This is a genomic window from Luminiphilus sp. nBUS_07 (assembly GCF_051201685.1).
Classification (GTDB): domain Bacteria; phylum Pseudomonadota; class Gammaproteobacteria; order Pseudomonadales; family Halieaceae; genus Luminiphilus.
Genome location: NZ_CP179213.1, coordinates 2,510,968 through 2,529,273, shown reverse-complemented (window position 1 = coordinate 2,529,273; position 18,306 = coordinate 2,510,968). Strand labels below are relative to the sequence as shown.

Sequence of the window (18,306 nt, the reverse complement as noted above, 5' to 3'; positions counted from 1 at the left end):
TCGGAAATGCTAATTAGCTTATAGCAACAAAAAAAAATCAATCAAAATAAAAGACGTAGGGAACTCTTATGAAAACTCTTCTAATCCTTGCGGCAGCCCTTCTGCTGACGTCATGTAGTGACTCAAACGACAGCACTGCCTCAACTCCAGAACCGGCCCCGCCCCCAGAGCCTACATATGAGCTTAGCGCCGAGATAAAGCGTACCGAATACGGTATTCCGCACATCGTGGCCAAAGATTGGAAGAGCTTGGGCTATGGGTTTGGCTACGCTTACTCTCAGGATAACTACTGCGTCGCCATGAGAGAGATGGTGTACGCGAGTGGTCGATCAGCGGAGTTACTTGGAGAGGAGCAGGGAAATACTGGCTCTGACTTTTTATTTCGCTATTTAAACGGAGACGATGCCGAGTTCGAGGAGCTTTTTGTCAATAAGCTGCCAGAGTTTAGTCGTGATCTTACAGCGGGTTTTGCACGCGGTATGAACCGGTATCGTGAAGAAACGGGTGACGACAACTTGGCGGAGGGCGATTACGGCTGCAGGGATGCGCCTTGGCTTTTTGAAGTGACGCCGATCGACCTTTTCAAGCACATGCGGCGCGAGGCCCTACGAGGAAGCTCCGATAATGGGACTTTTCGCAACGCGCTGTTGTCTGTTGAAGGGCCCGCTGATGCGGGCGCAACGGGCAGTTTAAATGATGCCCAGCTTGCTGATTTTTCTAATAGCGCCGCCGCTGCAGCTCGTGGAATGCACAATTTTGATCGGGGCAGCAATGCGCTAGCGGTGGGGAGCGAAAGTACACAAAATGGTGGCGCGGTACTCCTGGGCAATCCACATCAGCCCTGGTTTGGAGCAGGAGCTTGGTATCAAGCGCATCTGACGTTGCCTGGTGAGTATGATGTGGCTGGTGCTGCGCTGCATGGGTTCCCCTTTATTGGGATCGGTTTTAATAAAGATGTTGCATGGACACACACGGTGTCACTGGCCAACCGTTTTAGTCTGTACGAGTTGAAGCTCAACCCCGAAAACCCTCTCGAGTACCAATACGAAGACGAGATGCGAGAGATAACGCCCGTTGAGGTCACTATTGATGTTCTGTTGGCAGACGGCACGTTAGAACAGCAAAGCTTCACATTCTACGAGTCCCATTTTGGGCCTGTCCTGAACTTGAAAGGCGTATCTGAGTTTCTTGATGGCTGGCCTATGTTCAATGGCTCGATACTTGCGTTTCGAGATGCCAATATTTTGACTGGAACACGGGGCATTGAGCAGTGGATTAACAAAGGTAAAGCCACTGATCTAGAGGGCTATATTGATGCGTTGGCGACGATTGGTAACCCGGTGTTTCATGAAATTGCTGCAGATCGAGGCGGTGAGGTTTTTTACGGTGAGTTATCAGCGATTCCCTACATTACGCAGGAGCAGCTCGATACCTGTGTGAATGGCATAGTTGGGCCACTTTTGGCAGATGCAACAACCAATGTCATCATTTCCTTAGACGGCTCGACCTCTGCGTGTGAATGGGGGGAGGACCCAGAGGCGCCTGAGGGCAGCAACCTTTACGGTGCCAGTCAGTTGCCGCAGTTGCGCACTAGAGACTACGTTGGAAATAGCAATAATAGCTATTGGCTCAGTAATGCTCAGCAGCCCATAGAGGGTTTTCCGACGATTATGGGGCCAGTAGGATATGAGGGGCAGCAGCAGTTTTTGCGCACTCGGATTGGCCATTTAATGGTCGAAGAACGCAAAGCTGCGAGCGATGGACTGAGCGAAACGCCGCTCTTTGACTTGGAGACCATAAAAGGACTTATGTATGCCAATCGCGTGTACGGTGCTGAAGTCACTTTAGACGATATTCTGCAGTTTTGTGCGTCTTCAGAAATAGAGACTTTGACAACAGTGTGCGGAATTTTGGCGCAGTGGGATCGTCGCGTTGACCTTGAGAGCCAGGGCGCACAGGTTTTCACCGAGTTTTGGAAGGCACTCGGGTCCAAATTGGGTGGTGGATTTCAAGGGGTGATATCGAACGATACTTTTTGGCGAATTGATTACGACCCCGCTGATCCCCTCAAGACACCCTCTGGCATTGACCTAGACATTACTTCCAACCAAATCTTATTGACAGAGGTGTTACTCAACGCTGAAGCTCAACTGCAGTCTAATGGTGTATTACTTGATGCCTCTTGGTCAGAGGTGCAGTACCTAGAGCGGAATAATGAGAACGTTCCAATCCATGGTGGTTCAGGCACCATGGGTGTTTATGGGGCGATTAGTGCAAGACTTTCGGAAGGCGGCTATGTCAATCCAGGTTCGGGCAATAGCTACATCCAAGCGGTCACCTGGGATGAGACTGAGTGTCCGATTGCAGACGTGATTTTAGTGCCCTCGCAATCAACTGATCCCGCCTCTCCACATTTTTCCGATCAGACCAAGCTTTACTCAGATAAACGTTGGGTGCGTTTTCCCTTCTGTGAGGATGACATTGTCGCAAGCCAGATTGGGGATACGCTGTTATTGCAGGAATGAGTGTGATTATGTTGGCGCTATCAATATGAGGTTGTAATTTTGAGCCGAATAGCAATAACGACAAGCTGGGGTTATCCGCATCAAGCTCGTGTCGGCAAAAAATTGTCCGAAAATGATTTGTCCCGAGCAAAAAGGTATGCATAGTCTTGGGTAGTTTTGGGCAATTTGTGGAGGGGCTTTGACAGCATGCTGGAGTCGGCACCTACAGTTATCTGTGTTTTAGGTATGCATCGATCAGGAACGAGCTGCCTGACGGGGTCACTCGAAGAATCGGGTGTTGATTTGGGTGAACGCCACACATGGAATCCCCACAACATTAAGGGGAATCGCGAAAATCAAGCGATCGTAGATCTTAACGATTCGGTGCTAGCTGCGAACGCCGCAGCCTGGGATCAGCCCTGCCATTTGGTACGGTGGTCGGCTGATCAGCTTAAGGAAGCGCGCCGGCTTGTGACACCAGCAACAGCACCAAAATGCTTTGGTTTCAAAGACCCCAGAACCCTGCTTACCCTTGACGGATGGATTCAAGCGCTTCCAGAGCTGCGTTTCATCGGTATTTACCGTGATCCGATGGACGTTGCACAGTCCCTGAACAATCGCAGTGGCATGCCTATTGAGGCCGGGTTGGAACTTTGGTACCAATATAACCAGCGGCTTTGGAAACATTACTGTGTCCACCGTTTTCCTGTACTGTGTTTCGATGATGAGGAACTAATTTTCAAGCAAAAACTAAAAAGGATACTCATCGGGTTTGGTCTTTACGACGACAATACAAAAAAAGAGTTTTATGAGGCGGGTCTTCGAACGGCGTCTGGAGATAGGGCTTACGAATTGGATCAACGCTTTTTAGAATTGCTAAAAGAATTAAAAGAAATAGCAGAGTAAAACTTATGTTGAGACCTTGGTTCCATAGGTTTAAAAGAAAGGCGAGAGCATTGAGTCGCCAGTCGCGCAACACGGGGGTGGCTTTGGTTGTTGTTGTCTACAATATGCCAGAGCAGGCGAAAAAAACGCTGTACTCACTAACGAGCCACTACCAGCAGGGCGTCACTGAAAGTGACTATGATGTCGTCGTTGTGGAAAATCGCTCATTGAATAATTTGCCCGCCGATTTCATTCAATCACTACCGAAAAATTTCAGCTATCACCTGCGCGACGAAGCAAATCCCACCCCTGTTTTTGCGGCAAATTACGGTGCAGCGCTGTGCCGCCGCAGCCACGTGGCGCTTTTAGTCGATGGTGCGCGAATGGTGACTCCGGGTGTCGTCAAAAATATATTACGCGGCCACCGCTTACATCACAATTACGTGGTGAGTGTTCCTGGTTATCATTTGGGGCGACAGTTACAGCAACGTGCCGTAGAGCAGGGCTACGGTGTTGTTGAGGAGTCTCAGTTATTGGCGTCTATCGATTGGCCGCGCAATGGCTACAGCCTTTTTGATATCGCCTGTTTTAGTGGGTCGTGTGCCGCTGGGTTATTTAAACAGCACAGCGAGAGCAACTGCATCAGTGTTCCTAAGTCTTTGTGGGACCATCTAGGCGGGCTCGATGAGAGTTTTGATCATATGGGTGGTGGATTAGTTAATCTTGATTTTTATAAGCGCGCCTGTGAGGCACCTGGTTTCGATCATGTCCTTCTCATGGGTGAGGGTACCTTTCATCAGTTTCATGGTGGTGTCACCACAGGTGGTATAGAACGGAGGGCGAGAGAGTCTCTTATTGGTCAATTTCAGAGTCAATACAGAGCGCTTCGAGGTAGTTCCTTCGAACCTCCTCGAACTACGCCAATATTTTTAGGAGAAATACCAAAGCAATTGATGCGTTTCATAAGGAGTTCAAGCCAAGCGCTAGATCAAACGAGCACACAGGTCGGCACGGGTGAACCCCTGCGTTCTGTGCCTAGGATAAGTTGAACTCAATGGAACCTCGCGTGTATTTTCCCGCGTCGTTGCAGCGCTTTGAACCCAAGCGAATGGTCTTCAGTACTTGGGTTGATCATCTGCCCTTTGCTTACGACTTGGTTGAGGCGCTTTCTCCCAAAATGGTTGTCGAGTTGGGCGTTTATAACGGGCTATCATTTTTTACATTTTGCCAGGCCATGGTGGAGCACGATATTGATGGTGTTGCCTACGCCATTGACAGTTGGGAGGGTGATGTCCATACCGACGGATATGATGATTCGATATATAACGACGTCGCGACTTATGCCCGAGACCATTACCGTGGCATCGCTTACTTGATGCGCACGTATTTCAACGAGGCCTTGGTGCACTTTAGTGATGGATCGTTAGATTTGCTTCATATCGATGGTCTGCACACCTACGAAGCGGTTAAAGAGGATTTTACAAATTGGTACCCTAAGGTTAAGCCCGGGGGTATTGTTTTATTCCATGATGTCATGGCCCGAATAAAAGATTTTGGGGCTTGGAAGTTTTTTGACGAGTTGCTTCAAACTGAGCCAGAGATTTTTAGATTCAACCATGGCTTTGGCTTGGGGGTTTTGCGAAAACCGGGTGGTGCCGATTCAAAAAATCAGCTTCTTGACCTGTTGTTTTCTGGAAATGAGGAAGAGCAGCAAAAATTAAGGCAGTTATATGTTCATGCTGCGCACTTTCTTGAGGCAAGGCGGCAAGCGACAAAATTTAAAGCGATGGCTGCTGGTAACAAAGCGAAAGGCGGGCAGGGTAAAAGCACCGAGCAGGTTAAAGATGGTGGTGGCTGAGGTAGACGGCTATCGATTCGACCTCTTGATGATTACGAGGCCCCGGGAGGCACTTCGTTCTTTTGTGTTTTTATTTTTCGCGCTGCTTGCATCATCTGCTTTGAGCGCTCTGACGGTGGGCAGTGAAAGTGGTAAGAACGAGCGTCCTCGCCCCAATATTTTGTTCATTGTTTTGGATGACTTGGGCTTCAACGACTTAGGGGCCAATAGCGCCTCTGTGGGCCATACACCCAATCTTAATCAATTAGCGTCTCAGGGTGCTCGTTTTACAAGAAACTACGTGGATAGCACTTGCTCTGCAACGAGAGCGGGTATTTTAACGGGACGCTATCCGGCTTCCCTGGGCTTTCGTCCCGCAGGCAGGGGTATTTCACCGGAGGTGATTACACTGCCTGACATGCTGCGCGCAGCGGGTTACACCACCCACCACGTCGGTAAATGGCACCTCGGTTTCGCCAGCGATCAGGCTTGGCCTATCCAGCAGGGGTTTGATAGTTTTTTTGGTTTTCTCGACCAATTTTTACTGCGCGGTCCGCATACAGACGCCGGCTATAACCTAAAGCGACCCACCTACGTGAATCCCCTATTGCAGCGAGATAACGGGGCTTTTGAGCAGCAGTCTGGGCATTTGAGTGATATTTTGGTTGAAGAGGCGATTGATTTGCTGGGTCGGATAAGGGATCAAGAGCAACCCTGGTTTATCAATTATTGGACCTACCTTCCCCATACCCCGCTCAGACCAGCAACACGCTTTGCCAGAAAATTTCCCGACACGCCTGAGGGTAAATACAACGCCATGCTCATGCAGGTCGATGCGGCTGTAGGTCGTGTACTCGCAACCCTAGATGCGTCTGATTTAACGCGATCGACGCTTGTCATTCTGGTCAGTGACAATGGGGGAACAGAGAAGCAATTGCAGAGTAATAAGCCCTTTATAGGGGTCAAAAATACGTTTACTGAGGGCGGGTTACGTACGCCCTTACTCATGCGGTGGTCAGATGTGATCCCAAAGAATGTGGTGATTGATGAGACGGTGTCTTATCTCGATTATTTTCCAACCCTTGAATCACTCGTAACTGGTCATACGAGTGGCGGGCTCCCGGGTCGCAATTTATGGCCGTTATTTTTTGATGAGAGCATTCAGAGAAAGGCCTTGTATTGGCAGAATGGCCCACCCCGGGCCCCTTCATGGTCACTTCTTAATCGAGATGGGGATCAGCGCATCACCCGATCCTTTGGCATGGATCCTGAATTGCTGGAGTTGGCCGCCGATCCAGACGGGCATGTTCGACGGAAGGTCTCTGCCGGTTCGGCTGATATTGGTGACTTACAGAATCAATTCAGAGATTGGCATGTGGGGCAACGTGAGCTTAAAACCTTAAATTCGAAGGTCAATGCTCAGGGCGCAGGTACTTTAACAGGCGATTTATTTCAGCGATCGCTGGGATTTAACGGGTTCACTTTTGCGATTCCAATTAAGCGAAGTGCTGAAGTGACACCTTTGGGACGTCAATTGATCGCAGGCCAGCAGGGACATTGGCAAATGTATATTGAAAACAATCGTCTGGTGGCAAATGTGCTGGGGGTTGAAGTCGAAGCGGAAGCGCCAGACGTTGGCGAGTGCTCGAAAATTATTTTGACGGGATATTTTAATCATGCGTTTGCATTTCCCAGTGATAAGAGGGCGACGCTGATGCTTTATGTTGATCAGAAGCGGGTCGATTCTGCCGTCATAAACACCTTCGAACTGCCCTTAGAGGGATATGAGTTAGCGACCACACTGGGGCACAACCGTTTAGGACAGTCGCGTTTTTCAGGTTTTCTGGGACGACCCGTTATTTTGAATGAAATGCTGTTAGACCACAGTTCGTCTGATGCTTGGCTAGATAACAGTGTCTCCGCGCTAAGCACTCTAAATTGCGAGCGAGCTGTCAGGGGTGTATTTTGAGTTTGGTAAGGTCGCTAAACTACCGGCTCCAATGCAACATATTGTCACGAGAGCTAGGCTGAGAGCCGGGAGCTAACAGGGAAAAATCATGAGTGGCAATATGTTTGAAAATAATGAGAGCCTCAGTGAGCTGAGCGATATTCAGCAGCATTTGCAGCATCTTGAGGAGCGCTTTGGAGCTGACCAGCTGCTAGAGCAAGCTGCAGCGATGATCGACCTTCGTATTTTGGGCGGAAGAAAACTCCCGATCGACCCGGTGCTATGGTCACCTGATCACGATGATCGTTTTGAAAAAAAGATCGGCTTTCCCGAAATAAACAGAAACCAGTTAAGTGCAGCTGCTCTCAAGGCTGGGGTTTTTGGGAAAGGCGGTATTATTGTTCGGAATTTGATGGATGGTGATAAGGTAAATGACTTCAAGGCATGCATCTCCAACAGCTTAAAGTCCCCTCAGCGTTTTTCCGAGGAGCAATCTGGGAGTGAGTCATGGTTCCGTCGTTCAGAGTATGTTGCAAAAGGTCCGAAAGGACCGGCAAGAATTGGCGGTGGGGATCTGTCCTCCGACTACGGATCGGTGTGGGCGGTGGACTCGCCGATAACGGCTGCAAAGTTGATCGACTTCTACTCCCAATTAGGCCTGCGTGAAATGCTGCAAGACTACTTCAACGAGGCTGCCGTACTGTCTGTGAGGAAGTGGGTTCTTCGAGCTGTACCGCCTATGAAGGGCGGAAATAAAGGGTGGCATCAGGATGGTCGGTTTATGGGGCAGGATATTAAATCGATTAACCTGTGGGTTGCGTTGTCTGAATGTGGTGAGGGTGCTCAGTCTCCAGGACTTGAGCTAGTCGCCGATAGTCGACGCAAGATACATGAAACTGGAACGTGTGGCGCGTGGTTCGATTGGACGGTGGGCCCAAAGCTGGTTGAAAAGATTGCACAGGACCGACCCCTAGTGTGCCCTCATTTCCAGCCCGGCGATGCAATCTTTTTTGACCATTATTGTTTGCATCGGACTGCTGAAGGCCCTAACGATACGTTGCCACGATATGCCCTGGAATCTTGGTTTTTTGCCGAGTCTCGTGCGCCTGCCAAGCAGCAGCCGATACTGTTTTAGGCGAGTTGTTTAGCCCTTAAAGTGTCGGTGGATACGAGATCTGTCGCTGGGTAGGTGACCCACGTACATCACTGGCTTGTTAGAGGTGACTGAGGCATTGCTGCGGAGTTTATCGTACTGCTTTTGGTAGGTTTGAGTACGGTTCTGCCGCTGTTCCATGGTGACATTGGTGGTGGTTCCGCCGTGTATCTGGTGGAAGCTGCCTTCACCGATCAATTGAACCCGCGTTGCGCCCTCGCTATCGCAGGCTCGCTTATAGAAATCGAGGTTGACAAAGCCGCCACCGGGTAAATCAAAGTCTTTGTCCATGCCCCCCAGCGTTTCAAATCTGGAGCGTCGTATAAAAAGGCAGTTAGATTCAAACATTTTGTGCAGCCAGTTTGCGCTGGTGGCTCCCGCCCTGAAAGGCGTTCCAATTTCAAACAAGCGATAGCCATCGGCTGGCCATTGGATCGAGTCTAATAAACTGTCTTCTTCAGCTTGGCAGTAGCCGTTGGCAATCGAATGATTTTGTTCGTCAGGGCCCAGAAAAAAGTACCGCACAGCAACAACCGCTTCGGCAAAGGCGCGACCAGCGGCCAAGGCAAATTGAAAAACACCCGGCGTTAATACGTGTGCTCCGTCAACCATGAGGCAAAGCCATTCTCCCCGCGCAATTTCTGCAGCGGTGTTAATGGCCATCGCAGGTGAGGGGTGGGCATTGTCAATACGAATAAGCGTCACCGGAGCATCAATGTGGCGCCAACTATTTTCATCAAGGGGGATTGGCGACCCGTTATCAACGACAATGATTTCGTAATCGAGGTTTTCAGCTTCTTGCTGGTAGGTACGCGCCAATGATTGAAGGGTTCTCGGAATCTCTCTAGCCATGTCGTAGGCGATTACGATGACAGATAATGTTGGAGGTGAATGGGTATCGTTATGTTTCAATGGATGACCTCTAAAGTAAGGCTAGGGTTTAAATCATCGTGTCAGTTTATCCGTTGTAGACAGTTACTAAAAATCTGTTGGTTTTAAAAATGGCAAGGAGTTGTATGTTCAGCTGGTTTTCATTGCAGAGTGGTATCAGAGGGGGCGGTTACCTTAGTCAAATTGACGCGCTCCGCGGTTGGGCTATTTTACTGGTTTTCTTTTTCCATGCTTGGGGCATCAGTGGTGGCAGCGCCGGTTCAGAGCCTTCGCTTTGGTTTTCCTACGTCGCTGCCGGAAGGACAGGCGTCACGCTTTTTTTTGTGATCAGTGGCTTTTTGCTGAGCATTCCATGGTTAAGTGCCATGCAATCGTCTGAGGTCGCTATGCCTAGCCTAAAGAATTATTACACGGCTAGGGTTTTACGGATCGTGCCATTGTATTACGTTGCGGTGCTTCTGGCCTGCGTTGTGTCGGGTTCCTGGGACAACGGGTTTAAGGCATTTACCTTTCAGTTCGTCGGTTTCGAAATATTTCCGTTTAGCGTTGTCTGGTGGACGCTTGTTACTGAGGTGCAATTTTATCTGCTCCTCCCGTTGCTCATGTGGCTCTTGGCAACCGGCATGAAGCTTCGCCTAATTTCTCTACTGGGGCTTTTACTGTGGGCGGTCTTTTACATCACCCAAGTCCTAGACAATCCTTCGGATGAAAATGTCAGGTCTTACCTGCTTACTAAGTCGCTGTTTGGCCGACTACCCGCATTTTTGTTGGGTATGTTTTCAGCGTGGATCTTTGTGCGTGCGAGACAGGTGCCAATGTTGAGCGCTAACTGGATTTCTGGGGTAGGCGCTGTAGCGATATTGCTTGCGTTATACGTTAACGGCATGGTGTTGCAACACAGCGTGTCGCTGGGGGAGTGGCGGTCAGAGTCCAATTGGCACCAGCATCATACTTATGAGGCCATACTTTGGAGCATCGTGGTGCTAGTGCTTACACTGACCAAACCTTTTTTTTACGGAGTGTTGATCAACCCAGTACTGGCTGTAGTGGGCAAAATTTCTTACTCGCTGTACCTTTGGCACGTGCCTGTTTTATTTTATCTAATGTATCCCGCAAAAGAGCGGCTTGGCGCAGCCTTTTCTCAGTCCCTAACATTTTATCTTTTGACGTTCGCGGCTTTGTCACTAAGTTTATTGGCGTCGCTATTTACCTATAAATACGTCGAATTACCTGGCCTAAATTTGAAACGTCGGTTGCCCGCGTAGCTAAAATGCGCCTTTTTTGGCTTGGATATGGCAGGTGCTGTAGCCTGATCCGGGTTACCAGCTTAAGGGTACTTGATTGCTAGGGAAATTTTTTGAGCCAAAAAACCAAGTTTCGATGGCATAACGTGGCCTTATAAAGTCGCCGCCATATTGCGTTCGGTGCAAGAGAAAATGGTCAAAAAATAATGCGTCCCCAGCTTCAAATACCGGCGCTGTGATTTCATGGCTGGATTGCGATGTTGTCATCGCGTCATCACTCACGGACCAGTCAAAAACAGCTTCGCCTTCCCCTGCGCCTAGAATTTCTGTGAGGCGCTGGGGCAGTAAATCCATTCCCGGAGCTCCCGACTTGCCACCACAACGATTAGCAGCGATCCACATATTTAGACTGTTGATGCCCTCGCCCATAAACGCCCCGTCCTGATGCCAGCCGTTTCTATTGATCGGTAAGGTTGGGCGCCTCAACACCCACTTTAAAGCAGAGAGGCAGGGTGCTTCCCCTAGATAATCAGTAACGAGTTGTTTGATGCCCACCGACTTATAAAGTTCGAGTAAATGCTCGCTGACACTGGCAGACTCGACACACATGGCTGAGCCACCGTCACGGTGGAACTTTCGGGCATAGCTCAAATTGGGTTCTGGTAGGCGTGATGCCAATTGGGGGGGTGGATTAGAAAAGATCGTAGCCAGGCGCGCTGAATGTTCCTCCTGCGTATCGCTGTGTTTTGCAGGCTCCATTGCGAGATCAATGACCCGGCAATAATCAGTCATGGTCGTGCTGTTAAAGAGCTCCCTTACAATAAGGCAGCCGCGGGAGGCCATGGCAGCCCTCAGGTGGTTAACTTCAAATTCTGAGGCATGCACCTCTGGAACTTGTTGACTTTCAGTTAAGGTGTAACGAGGTGCGTCAATATCAATGGCGCGCTGAGTTTGTATGGGTTCTCGGTGAGCATAGTCCAAGAGACGTTGATCAATGCGCCTAAGGTCTTTGGCTGCATCGCGCTCTAACAGCGCCGCTATCACCGCATTTCTATAGCGTGATTTTTCTGCGACCTCTCCTGTCGACATGGTGGCTACCCAGGGTTGAAACACGTAATCAGAGTAACGGCTCATACCGCCACAAGCCACCATGCGTTAAGCGCACCTGATTTACCCGTTAGTGATTGAATCTTATTTATAAGCGGGCACCTTTGGGCCGAGGGTTGTTGAGGCGAGCCCGAGCAGGACTTCTTGCTTGGGCTCGCACTGCCTTTACTTATGGCGATGGCACCAAAGCGTTACTCGCCCGTTTTCAGGTACTCAAGCAATGTATCGGCATCAGACACCGTAAATGGGTCTTCTTCAAAGTTGTCAGCGAAGCCAGGTTCTTCGAACAGCTTTTCAATGACACCATCGCGAACCAACATTGAGTAGCGCCATGAGCGCATACCAAAGCCAAGGTTAGATTTGTCGACCAGCATGCCCATCTTTCGAGTGAACTCACCGTTGCCGTCGGGTAGCAGCCGCACTTTTTCTGCGCCCTGCTCACGCCCCCATTTGTACATAACAAAAGCATCGTTTACCGATAGGCAAACAACCTCGTCTACTCCGGCGGCATAAAACTCCTCACAAAGTTCCTCATAACGGGGCAAGTGACTGGTGGAGCAGGTCGGTGTGAAAGCGCCGGGTAGCGAAAACAGAGCCACTGTCCGTCCTTTGAAAATAGCGTCCGACGACACTGTTTCCCAGCGGAAGGGGTTGTCTCCGCCTATTGATTCATCTCGCACGCGGGTCTGGAATGAGGTGTTAGGTACTGATCGATTCACTGAAGGACTCCCTTTTCTACATAAATTTCGAGGGCGCTAAGGATGATCAAAAAGTCATGATCGTAAAACTAACTTTTTTAAGTAAATTAGATCGATAAAAGCGATTGCTTTGCTTTCATGAGTGCCGGGATGGGTGGCAGCATGAGTGGCTGGGTGATTGCCAGCACGGTTGGTGAGATAGCTGGCTGACGCGAGGGCAGGTGTGCAAGCCGCTGGTTTCGCTAGAAGCCATGCCTCTCACTGGGGTCCTTCAATATTGAATAGACGCCTGACTAAGCGCCATTAGGCTGCCGATGGCTGCTGTTTGTGATTGCTTGGTGACTTGGGTAGGCTCGGGGCTCGAATAAAGACATTCGTGCCGAAAAAGGAAAATAATAATGAAAATAATGATTCGATTACTGATTGTGGGTTTAGCTTCAATGACCGCACTGGCATCTGCCGAAGATGAATCGGCTTTTGGACAAATGAAGCAAATGGAAGGTTCCTGGGAGGGCATGTTGACGCGCTCTACGGGTGAAGTTGTTGAGACACGATCAACGTTTCGCTTGATCTCTGACGGCAACACTATGGTTGAAACCCTGGTTGAAGACGGCGTTGAAATGCTGACGACTTACTCGGAGCAAGACGGCCAACTGAAAGTCACGCATTATTGTTCTCTAGGTACTGAACCTGAGTTTACCGCTTCAATTGCAGACGGGTCGGTGGATCTCACCTTAGCCGCAGATACGGGGCTTCATGCCGAGCATCATAATTATGTGGCTTCCATGAACTACAACCTCTCCGACGTCGACAGTGGCTCTGTGGTGGTTAGTAGTACCATCATGAATGGTGGCGCCATGGAGTCGAATCGGGCGGTCATTAGCCGAGTGGAGTAGCGGTTTCTCATAACGGTGGGTCTTGCGCTCGCCGAATCTGCTCAGCCGGATAATCCGCGCCCTGTGGTTAACATAGCCCTGATGTTCGACAGGCGCGACCTGGCCGCAACAGAGCGCTTCTTTTTGCGGGTGTAGTTCAATGGTAGAACGAAAGCTTCCCAAGCTTTAGACGTGGGTTCGATTCCCATCACCCGCTCCAATTCAGAAGCACCGGGCGTCGCAGGCGACTTTTTTGGGAGCCTGTCCGGCGGTCTCAACTCTGTTTATTCTCAATAGGCATCTGGTCAGAACTCACCATGATTGTGAACCTCGCATAGGCGTGTTCGATAAATGGAGTAGGGGTAGCTTGATGAAGCCAACTGACTTTAGCGTCACCTTACAGACCTAAGTTGCCAGAACCCTATTGGCATCTTAGGGTTGATGCGTTCGCAGAAAGGAGCAGGCGGTGACGTGAAAACTCAGCTCAGATTTCGGCATTGTGGAACACTTAACCCGCCGATACCGATATAAAATCTGCAGTTGGATGCGCGGTTGTTACTTGGTTTAGAACGGCTGTTTAATTGTCATTAAAGTGGCCGCCTTTGCAGATACAAAAAAGGACCAACGCCGTAAGCCGTTGATCCTCTCTGTATTATGTGGCTCCGCCTGCTGGGCTCGAACCAGCGACCCATTGATTAACAGTCAATTGCTCTACCAACTGAGCTAAGGCGGAAATGCTTCCGTAAGGAAGGCGCGAATAGTAATTAGCAGCCCGCGGAGTGTCAATACCCCGACGGCTGTCCCGGATGTGTCGTCAATGGTTTTCCTGCAAAGTCTGCAAATCATTCATACTCTGCCTTGTCAGCAAGGTTTGAAGGGTTAAGAGGTGTTTTTTGTCAAAATTGTTTGAGATTTCATCCAGCTTCGAGCCTGCAGGAGACCAGCCGGCTGCGATTGTGCAGCTAACCGAGGGTATTCAGGCAGGGCTAGCCTCGCAAATTTTGCTCGGTGTTACCGGTTCGGGTAAGACTTTTACAATGGCGCACGTCATCGAAAAGCTGCAGCGCCCCACGATTGTTATGGCGCATAACAAGACCCTAGCTGCGCAGCTTTATGGCGAGTTTAAGGAGTTCTTCCCCAACAACGCGGTGGAGTACTTCGTGTCGTATTACGATTACTTTCAGCCTGAAGCCTATGTACCGTCCTCAGACACGTTTATTGAGAAAGATGCGCAGGTCAACGATCACATCGAGCAAATGCGACTATCGGCTACTAAAGCCCTGCTAGAGCGTGAGGATTGCCTGGTTGTGGCAACCGTCTCGGCAATTTACGGTCTGGGTGACCCTGAGTCGTACTTTAAAATGGTCATGCACCTGTCACGGGGGGAGATCATTGATCAGCGGGGGGTTCTGCGGCAACTGGCCGAGCTGCAATATACCCGCAACGATATTGATTTTCGGCGCGGCACCTACCGTGTGCGGGGTGAAATTATCGATATCTTTCCCGCAGAGTCAGATGAGCTAGCTATCCGGATTGAACTCTTTGACGAGGAAATCGAAAACATATCGAGCTTTGACCCCTTGACCGGGGAAATTCACGATAAGTTGCCTCGGGTCACCATATTTCCCAAAACCCATTACGTTTCATCTCGAGATACGATGATGGGGGCGATTGACCTCATTGAGGAAGAGCTTGAGCAACGCGTTAAGCAATTTAAGGAAGCGGATAAGCTGCTCGAAGCTCAGCGTATTCAGCAACGCACCCGCTACGACATAGAAATGATCCGTGAACTGGGGTTTTGTCAGGGGATCGAGAACTACTCACGTTACTTATCGGGTAGAGCGCCGGGTGAACCGCCGCCGACATTGTTTGAGTACTTGCCCAGTAATGCACTCATTATGGTTGATGAGTCTCACGTGACGGTGCCGCAGATCGGCGGCATGTATAAGGGTGATCGCTCCCGTAAGGAGACGCTGGTTGAGTATGGTTTCCGCTTGCCCTCGGCGTTAGACAATCGTCCCCTGCGTTTTGAAGAGTGGGAGCAGCTGCGGCCACAAGGTGTCTTCGTCTCAGCAACTCCAGGAGCCTATGAGCTTGAGCACACGGGCCGAACAGTAGAGCAGGTTGTGCGTCCCACTGGGTTGGTTGACCCCGAGGTGGAGGTAAGACCCGCTAGAACTCAGGTTGATGATTTGCTCAAAGAAATTCGTGAGACCGTAGCCATCGGTGATCGCGTATTGGTAACAACGCTCACCAAGCGAATGGCCGAGGACCTTACGGAATTTTTGAGTGAACACGATGTTCGGGTGCGCTACCTACACTCGGATATTGATACGGTCGAGCGGGTAGAAATCATTAGAGATTTACGCTTGGGTCAATTCGACGTGCTGGTAGGCATCAACCTATTGAGAGAAGGCTTGGATATGCCGGAAGTCTCACTGGTTGCGATTCTTGATGCCGATAAAGAAGGGTTCCTCAGGTCAGATCGGTCGTTAATCCAAACCATGGGTCGAGCGGCACGCCACTTACGCGGTCGTGCCATTCTTTACGCTGATAAAATCACTGGGTCCATGGAGCGTGCCATGGACGAAACGCAGCGCAGGCGCACCAAGCAGATAGAGTTCAATGAAGCTAACGGTATTACGCCCAAGGGCATTGAGAAGAGCGTGCAGGATATTTTGGAAGGTGCGCGCCGCATGCCAACGAAAGCCCGATCGGCTAAAGACCGTCGCGCCGCCGAAGAAAAGGCTGCTTATGCCGCTGAAGTGGTCAATTTGACGCCAGCAGCGCTGGCTCGAAAAATTGCTCAGTTGGAAGGGCAAATGCTTGAGCATGCCAAAAATCTTGAGTTTGAAGAGGCCGGGCGGATTCGCGACCAGTTGGCAGAAATCAAACAAGTCGCCTTTGTGGGTTAGCGGCAATGAGAACCCGTGTCTGTTGGGCCAATGAGCCAACGGATGGCCGCGGCAAAAGGGGCGAATAATAGTAGTGAAGGTTAGGCTTCGCTAATGTACCCTAGACCTAGGACGAACAATAAAGTTATGGAGACTTTTATGATCTTACTAAAGCGCTGCCTCGGTGCAGCACTGCTTCTCACTACTTTTTCTACTTCTGCTGCCGATAAACCCAACTTCTTGATGCTATGGGGTGACGATGTCGGGTATTGGAATGTCAGTGCCTACAATCAGGGCATGATGGGGTATGAAACCCCCAATATCGACCGAATTGCGAAAGACGGTATGTTGTTTACACACGCCTATGGCGAGCAAAGCTGTACTGCAGGGCGCGCCGCGTTTGTAACCGGACAGTCAGGATTTAGAACGGGCCTTTTAAAGGTTGGCCTTCCGGGTGCTACGGAAGGTATGGATGTGCGTGACCCCACAATTGCGGAATACCTGAAGTCAAAAGGTTATATGACGGGCCAGTTTGGGAAGAACCACCTCGGTGATCGCGATGAACACCTGCCTACCAACCACGGCTTTGATGAATTTATTGGCAACCTCTACCACTTAAACGCCGAGGAAGAGCCTGAGCATCCTGACTACCCGAAGGACCCAGCATTTCGAGAGAAATTTGGTCCCCGAGGCGTCATAAAATCCTCCTCAGATGGACGTATTGAAGATACGGGTCCGCTGACCAAAAAGCGCATGGAAACTATTGACGAAGAGGTTACCGCCGCCGCGTTGGATTTTCTCGAAAGAGCAGTAAAGGCAGATAAGCCTTTCTTTCTTTGGTACAACACGACGCGTATGCACGTGCACACCCGCTTAAAGCCCCAGTCAGAGGGCGTTACTGGGCTTGGTGTATTCCCCGACGGGATGGTAGAGCACGACGGAATGATCGGCCAAATGCTCGATAAGCTTGATGATTTGGGCATCACCGACAATACGGTAGTGATGTACACCACTGATAATGGCGCCGAAAAGTTCACCTGGCCCGATGGTGGTACAGCGCCTTTCAGGGGAGAGAAAAACACCAACTGGGAAGGTGGATATCGGGTGCCACTGCTGGTTAAGTGGCCCGGTTTAATCGAGCCAGGCTCGCGCTCTAACGACATTATTAGTCATATGGATTGGTTTCCCACTATTGCTGCGGCACTGGGTGACACTGACTTAAAAGAACAGGTTAGCAAGGGCAGCGTCTTTGGTGAGGGGAATACCAAGGTTCATCTCGATGGCTACAATATGCTGCCTTACTGGGCGGGCGAGACAGACGAAAGTCCTCGCTCTGAGTTCTTCTATTTCAGCGATGACGGCAACCTTGTAGGGATGCGCTACCAGCGTTGGAAAGCAGTTTTCGCTGAGCAGCGGGCCCACAGTTTCGATGTATGGGCAGATCCTTTTGTGCAGTTGCGGGTGCCCAAGATTTTCGACTTATACACCGATCCTTTTGAAGAGGCCGAGCACGAGTCAATTCATTACAAGGACTGGTGGTTTCAGCATGTGTTCTTGCTGTTGCCAGCCCAAACCTACGTTGGAGAGTTTTTGGCAACTTTTGTCGAGTACCCTCCCAGACAAAAGCCCGCCAGCTTTTCTATCGACCAGGTTTTGGAGAATATGCAGCGCTCGGCAACCAACTAATGCGCTTGATTTCTGGGTAATTACTGCTAGTGATTGCTACTGCCACTCATTGGCGGTCGCCTGATAGGTTGAAGTGTTGGCAGTGATTGTCATGAATTAAAAATAGGGCCGCTCCAAGGAGCGGTCTTTTTTTTGTGCAAAAAGGAGTGGTCCAATGTTTCATATTTTATTCGTCTGCACGCACAACCGGTGCCGCAGTATTCTATGTGAAGCTATTACAAGGGCGAGGGGTAACGGAGTTTTAAAAGTGAGCAGTGCGGGCAGCCAACCTGCCGGTGCTATTTATCCTGAAACACTTAATCAATTAGGCGCGCACGGGTATTCGGTAGAGGGTCTTCAAAGTGGAGGTTGGGAGCAGGTGGAGGAAAACCCACCTAACTTAGTAGTGACCGTTTGTGACAGTGCAGCTGGAGAGGCGTGCCCACTTTGGTTGGGTGATGCGAAAAAAATGCACTGGCCGCTGCCGGATCCCTCTAAGTTATCGGACCCTCAGCAGGCTTCGACGGCCTTCAAAGCGGTAATCGCAACCATCGAAGCACAAGTGCCCGTTTGGCTGGCCATGGCAGACGAGTCTTGATGAGCGC

General features: G+C 50.1%; 14 protein-coding genes and 2 tRNA genes. 12 read left to right on the top strand and 4 right to left on the bottom strand.

Annotation, left to right across the window (positions count from 1 at the left end):
- Window positions 1–68 precede the first annotated feature (68 nt).
- The 6 genes from ACMAZB_RS11230 (at window position 69) to ACMAZB_RS11205 (ending at window position 8,309) form a co-directional block, all read left to right on the top strand.
- The gene (locus tag ACMAZB_RS11230) at window positions 69–2,525 is read left to right on the top strand and encodes a penicillin acylase family protein (protein WP_435217232.1); all 2,457 of its coding nucleotides are present in this window, start codon (window positions 69–71) and stop codon (window positions 2,523–2,525) included.
- Window positions 2,526–2,711: 186 nt separating this feature from the next.
- Window positions 2,712–3,410, top strand: a complete 699-nt coding sequence (locus tag ACMAZB_RS11225; protein WP_435217230.1) for a sulfotransferase — start codon at window positions 2,712–2,714, stop codon at window positions 3,408–3,410.
- Between the two features lie 50 nt (window positions 3,411–3,460).
- Window positions 3,461–4,438 carry a glycosyltransferase family 2 protein gene (locus tag ACMAZB_RS11220; RefSeq protein WP_435217228.1) on the top strand — a complete coding sequence of 326 codons (978 nt, stop codon included), beginning with the start codon at window positions 3,461–3,463 and terminating at the stop codon, window positions 4,436–4,438.
- 5 nt (window positions 4,439–4,443) lie between these two features.
- Window positions 4,444–5,247, top strand: coding sequence for a class I SAM-dependent methyltransferase (locus ACMAZB_RS11215; RefSeq protein ID WP_435217226.1), 804 nt, complete (start codon window positions 4,444–4,446; stop codon window positions 5,245–5,247).
- On the top strand, window positions 5,234–7,195 hold the full coding sequence (locus ACMAZB_RS11210; protein ID WP_435217224.1) for a sulfatase family protein: 1,962 nt from the start codon (window positions 5,234–5,236) through the stop codon (window positions 7,193–7,195). Before ACMAZB_RS11215 ends, ACMAZB_RS11210 begins: the two co-directional genes overlap by 14 nt.
- A gap of 88 nt (window positions 7,196–7,283) precedes the next feature.
- Window positions 7,284–8,309 (top strand): phytanoyl-CoA dioxygenase family protein, encoded by a 1,026-nt coding sequence (locus tag ACMAZB_RS11205; protein ID WP_435217222.1) that lies wholly within the window; start codon window positions 7,284–7,286, stop codon window positions 8,307–8,309.
- A gap of 9 nt (window positions 8,310–8,318) precedes the next feature.
- Here the strand turns inward: ACMAZB_RS11205 and ACMAZB_RS11200 are convergent, their stop codons facing one another.
- Entirely contained in the window at window positions 8,319–9,239 is a 921-nt protein-coding gene (locus tag ACMAZB_RS11200; protein WP_435217220.1) for a glycosyltransferase family 2 protein, read from the bottom strand.
- 104 nt (window positions 9,240–9,343) lie between these two features.
- Here ACMAZB_RS11200 and ACMAZB_RS11195 point away from each other — a divergent pair, with 104 nt between their 5' ends.
- Window positions 9,344–10,483 carry an acyltransferase family protein gene (locus ACMAZB_RS11195; protein WP_435217218.1) on the top strand — a complete coding sequence of 380 codons (1,140 nt, stop codon included), beginning with the start codon at window positions 9,344–9,346 and terminating at the stop codon, window positions 10,481–10,483.
- Window positions 10,484–10,537: 54 nt separating this feature from the next.
- Here the strand turns inward: ACMAZB_RS11195 and ACMAZB_RS11190 are convergent, their stop codons facing one another.
- Window positions 10,538–11,596 carry a hypothetical protein gene (locus ACMAZB_RS11190; protein ID WP_435217217.1) on the bottom strand — a complete coding sequence of 353 codons (1,059 nt, stop codon included), beginning with the start codon at window positions 11,594–11,596 and terminating at the stop codon, window positions 10,538–10,540.
- Window positions 11,597–11,760: 164 nt separating this feature from the next.
- The gene (locus ACMAZB_RS11185) at window positions 11,761–12,288 is read right to left on the bottom strand and encodes a peroxiredoxin (RefSeq protein WP_435217215.1); all 528 of its coding nucleotides are present in this window, start codon (window positions 12,286–12,288) and stop codon (window positions 11,761–11,763) included.
- A gap of 377 nt (window positions 12,289–12,665) precedes the next feature.
- On the opposite strand from ACMAZB_RS11185, the gene ACMAZB_RS11180 reads away from it, so the two are divergent.
- Window positions 12,666–13,163, top strand: coding sequence for a hypothetical protein (locus tag ACMAZB_RS11180; RefSeq protein ID WP_435217214.1), 498 nt, complete (start codon window positions 12,666–12,668; stop codon window positions 13,161–13,163).
- Window positions 13,164–13,288: 125 nt separating this feature from the next.
- Window positions 13,289–13,362 (top strand) — tRNA-Gly (locus ACMAZB_RS11175).
- 437 nt (window positions 13,363–13,799) lie between these two features.
- Here the strand turns inward: ACMAZB_RS11175 and ACMAZB_RS11170 are convergent.
- Window positions 13,800–13,875, bottom strand: a tRNA-Asn gene (locus tag ACMAZB_RS11170).
- A 160-nt stretch (window positions 13,876–14,035) separates the two neighbouring features.
- Here ACMAZB_RS11170 and uvrB point away from each other — a divergent pair.
- From uvrB to ACMAZB_RS11155, 3 genes are all read left to right on the top strand, one after another.
- Entirely contained in the window at window positions 14,036–16,057 is a 2,022-nt protein-coding gene (gene uvrB, locus ACMAZB_RS11165) for an excinuclease ABC subunit UvrB (RefSeq protein WP_435217212.1), read from the top strand.
- Window positions 16,058–16,195: 138 nt separating this feature from the next.
- Window positions 16,196–17,722: an arylsulfatase gene (locus ACMAZB_RS11160; protein WP_435217210.1), complete on the top strand. Its 1,527-nt coding sequence runs from the start codon at window positions 16,196–16,198 to the stop codon at window positions 17,720–17,722.
- A 154-nt stretch (window positions 17,723–17,876) separates the two neighbouring features.
- Entirely contained in the window at window positions 17,877–18,299 is a 423-nt protein-coding gene (locus tag ACMAZB_RS11155) for an arsenate reductase ArsC (RefSeq protein ID WP_435217209.1), read from the top strand.
- The last annotated feature ends 7 nt before the right edge of the window (window positions 18,300–18,306 follow it).

Bases quoted from the DNA above. Each gene is read 5' to 3' on its own strand.
- ACMAZB_RS11230 (WP_435217232.1), top strand. From the start codon at position 69: ATGAAAACTCTTCTAATCCTTGCGGCAGCCCTTCTGCTGACGTCATGT.
- ACMAZB_RS11225 (WP_435217230.1), top strand. From the start codon at position 2,712: ATGCTGGAGTCGGCACCTACAGTTATCTGTGTTTTAGGTATGCATCGA.
- ACMAZB_RS11215 (WP_435217226.1), top strand. From the start codon at position 4,444: ATGGAACCTCGCGTGTATTTTCCCGCGTCGTTGCAGCGCTTTGAACCC.
- ACMAZB_RS11210 (WP_435217224.1), top strand. From the start codon at position 5,234: ATGGTGGTGGCTGAGGTAGACGGCTATCGATTCGACCTCTTGATGATT.
- ACMAZB_RS11205 (WP_435217222.1), top strand. From the start codon at position 7,284: ATGAGTGGCAATATGTTTGAAAATAATGAGAGCCTCAGTGAGCTGAGC.
- ACMAZB_RS11195 (WP_435217218.1), top strand. From the start codon at position 9,344: ATGTTCAGCTGGTTTTCATTGCAGAGTGGTATCAGAGGGGGCGGTTAC.
- ACMAZB_RS11190 (WP_435217217.1), bottom strand. From the start codon at position 11,596: ATGAGCCGTTACTCTGATTACGTGTTTCAACCCTGGGTAGCCACCATG.
- ACMAZB_RS11180 (WP_435217214.1), top strand. From the start codon at position 12,666: ATGAAAATAATGATTCGATTACTGATTGTGGGTTTAGCTTCAATGACC.
- ACMAZB_RS11160 (WP_435217210.1), top strand. From the start codon at position 16,196: ATGATCTTACTAAAGCGCTGCCTCGGTGCAGCACTGCTTCTCACTACT.
- ACMAZB_RS11155 (WP_435217209.1), top strand. From the start codon at position 17,877: ATGTTTCATATTTTATTCGTCTGCACGCACAACCGGTGCCGCAGTATT.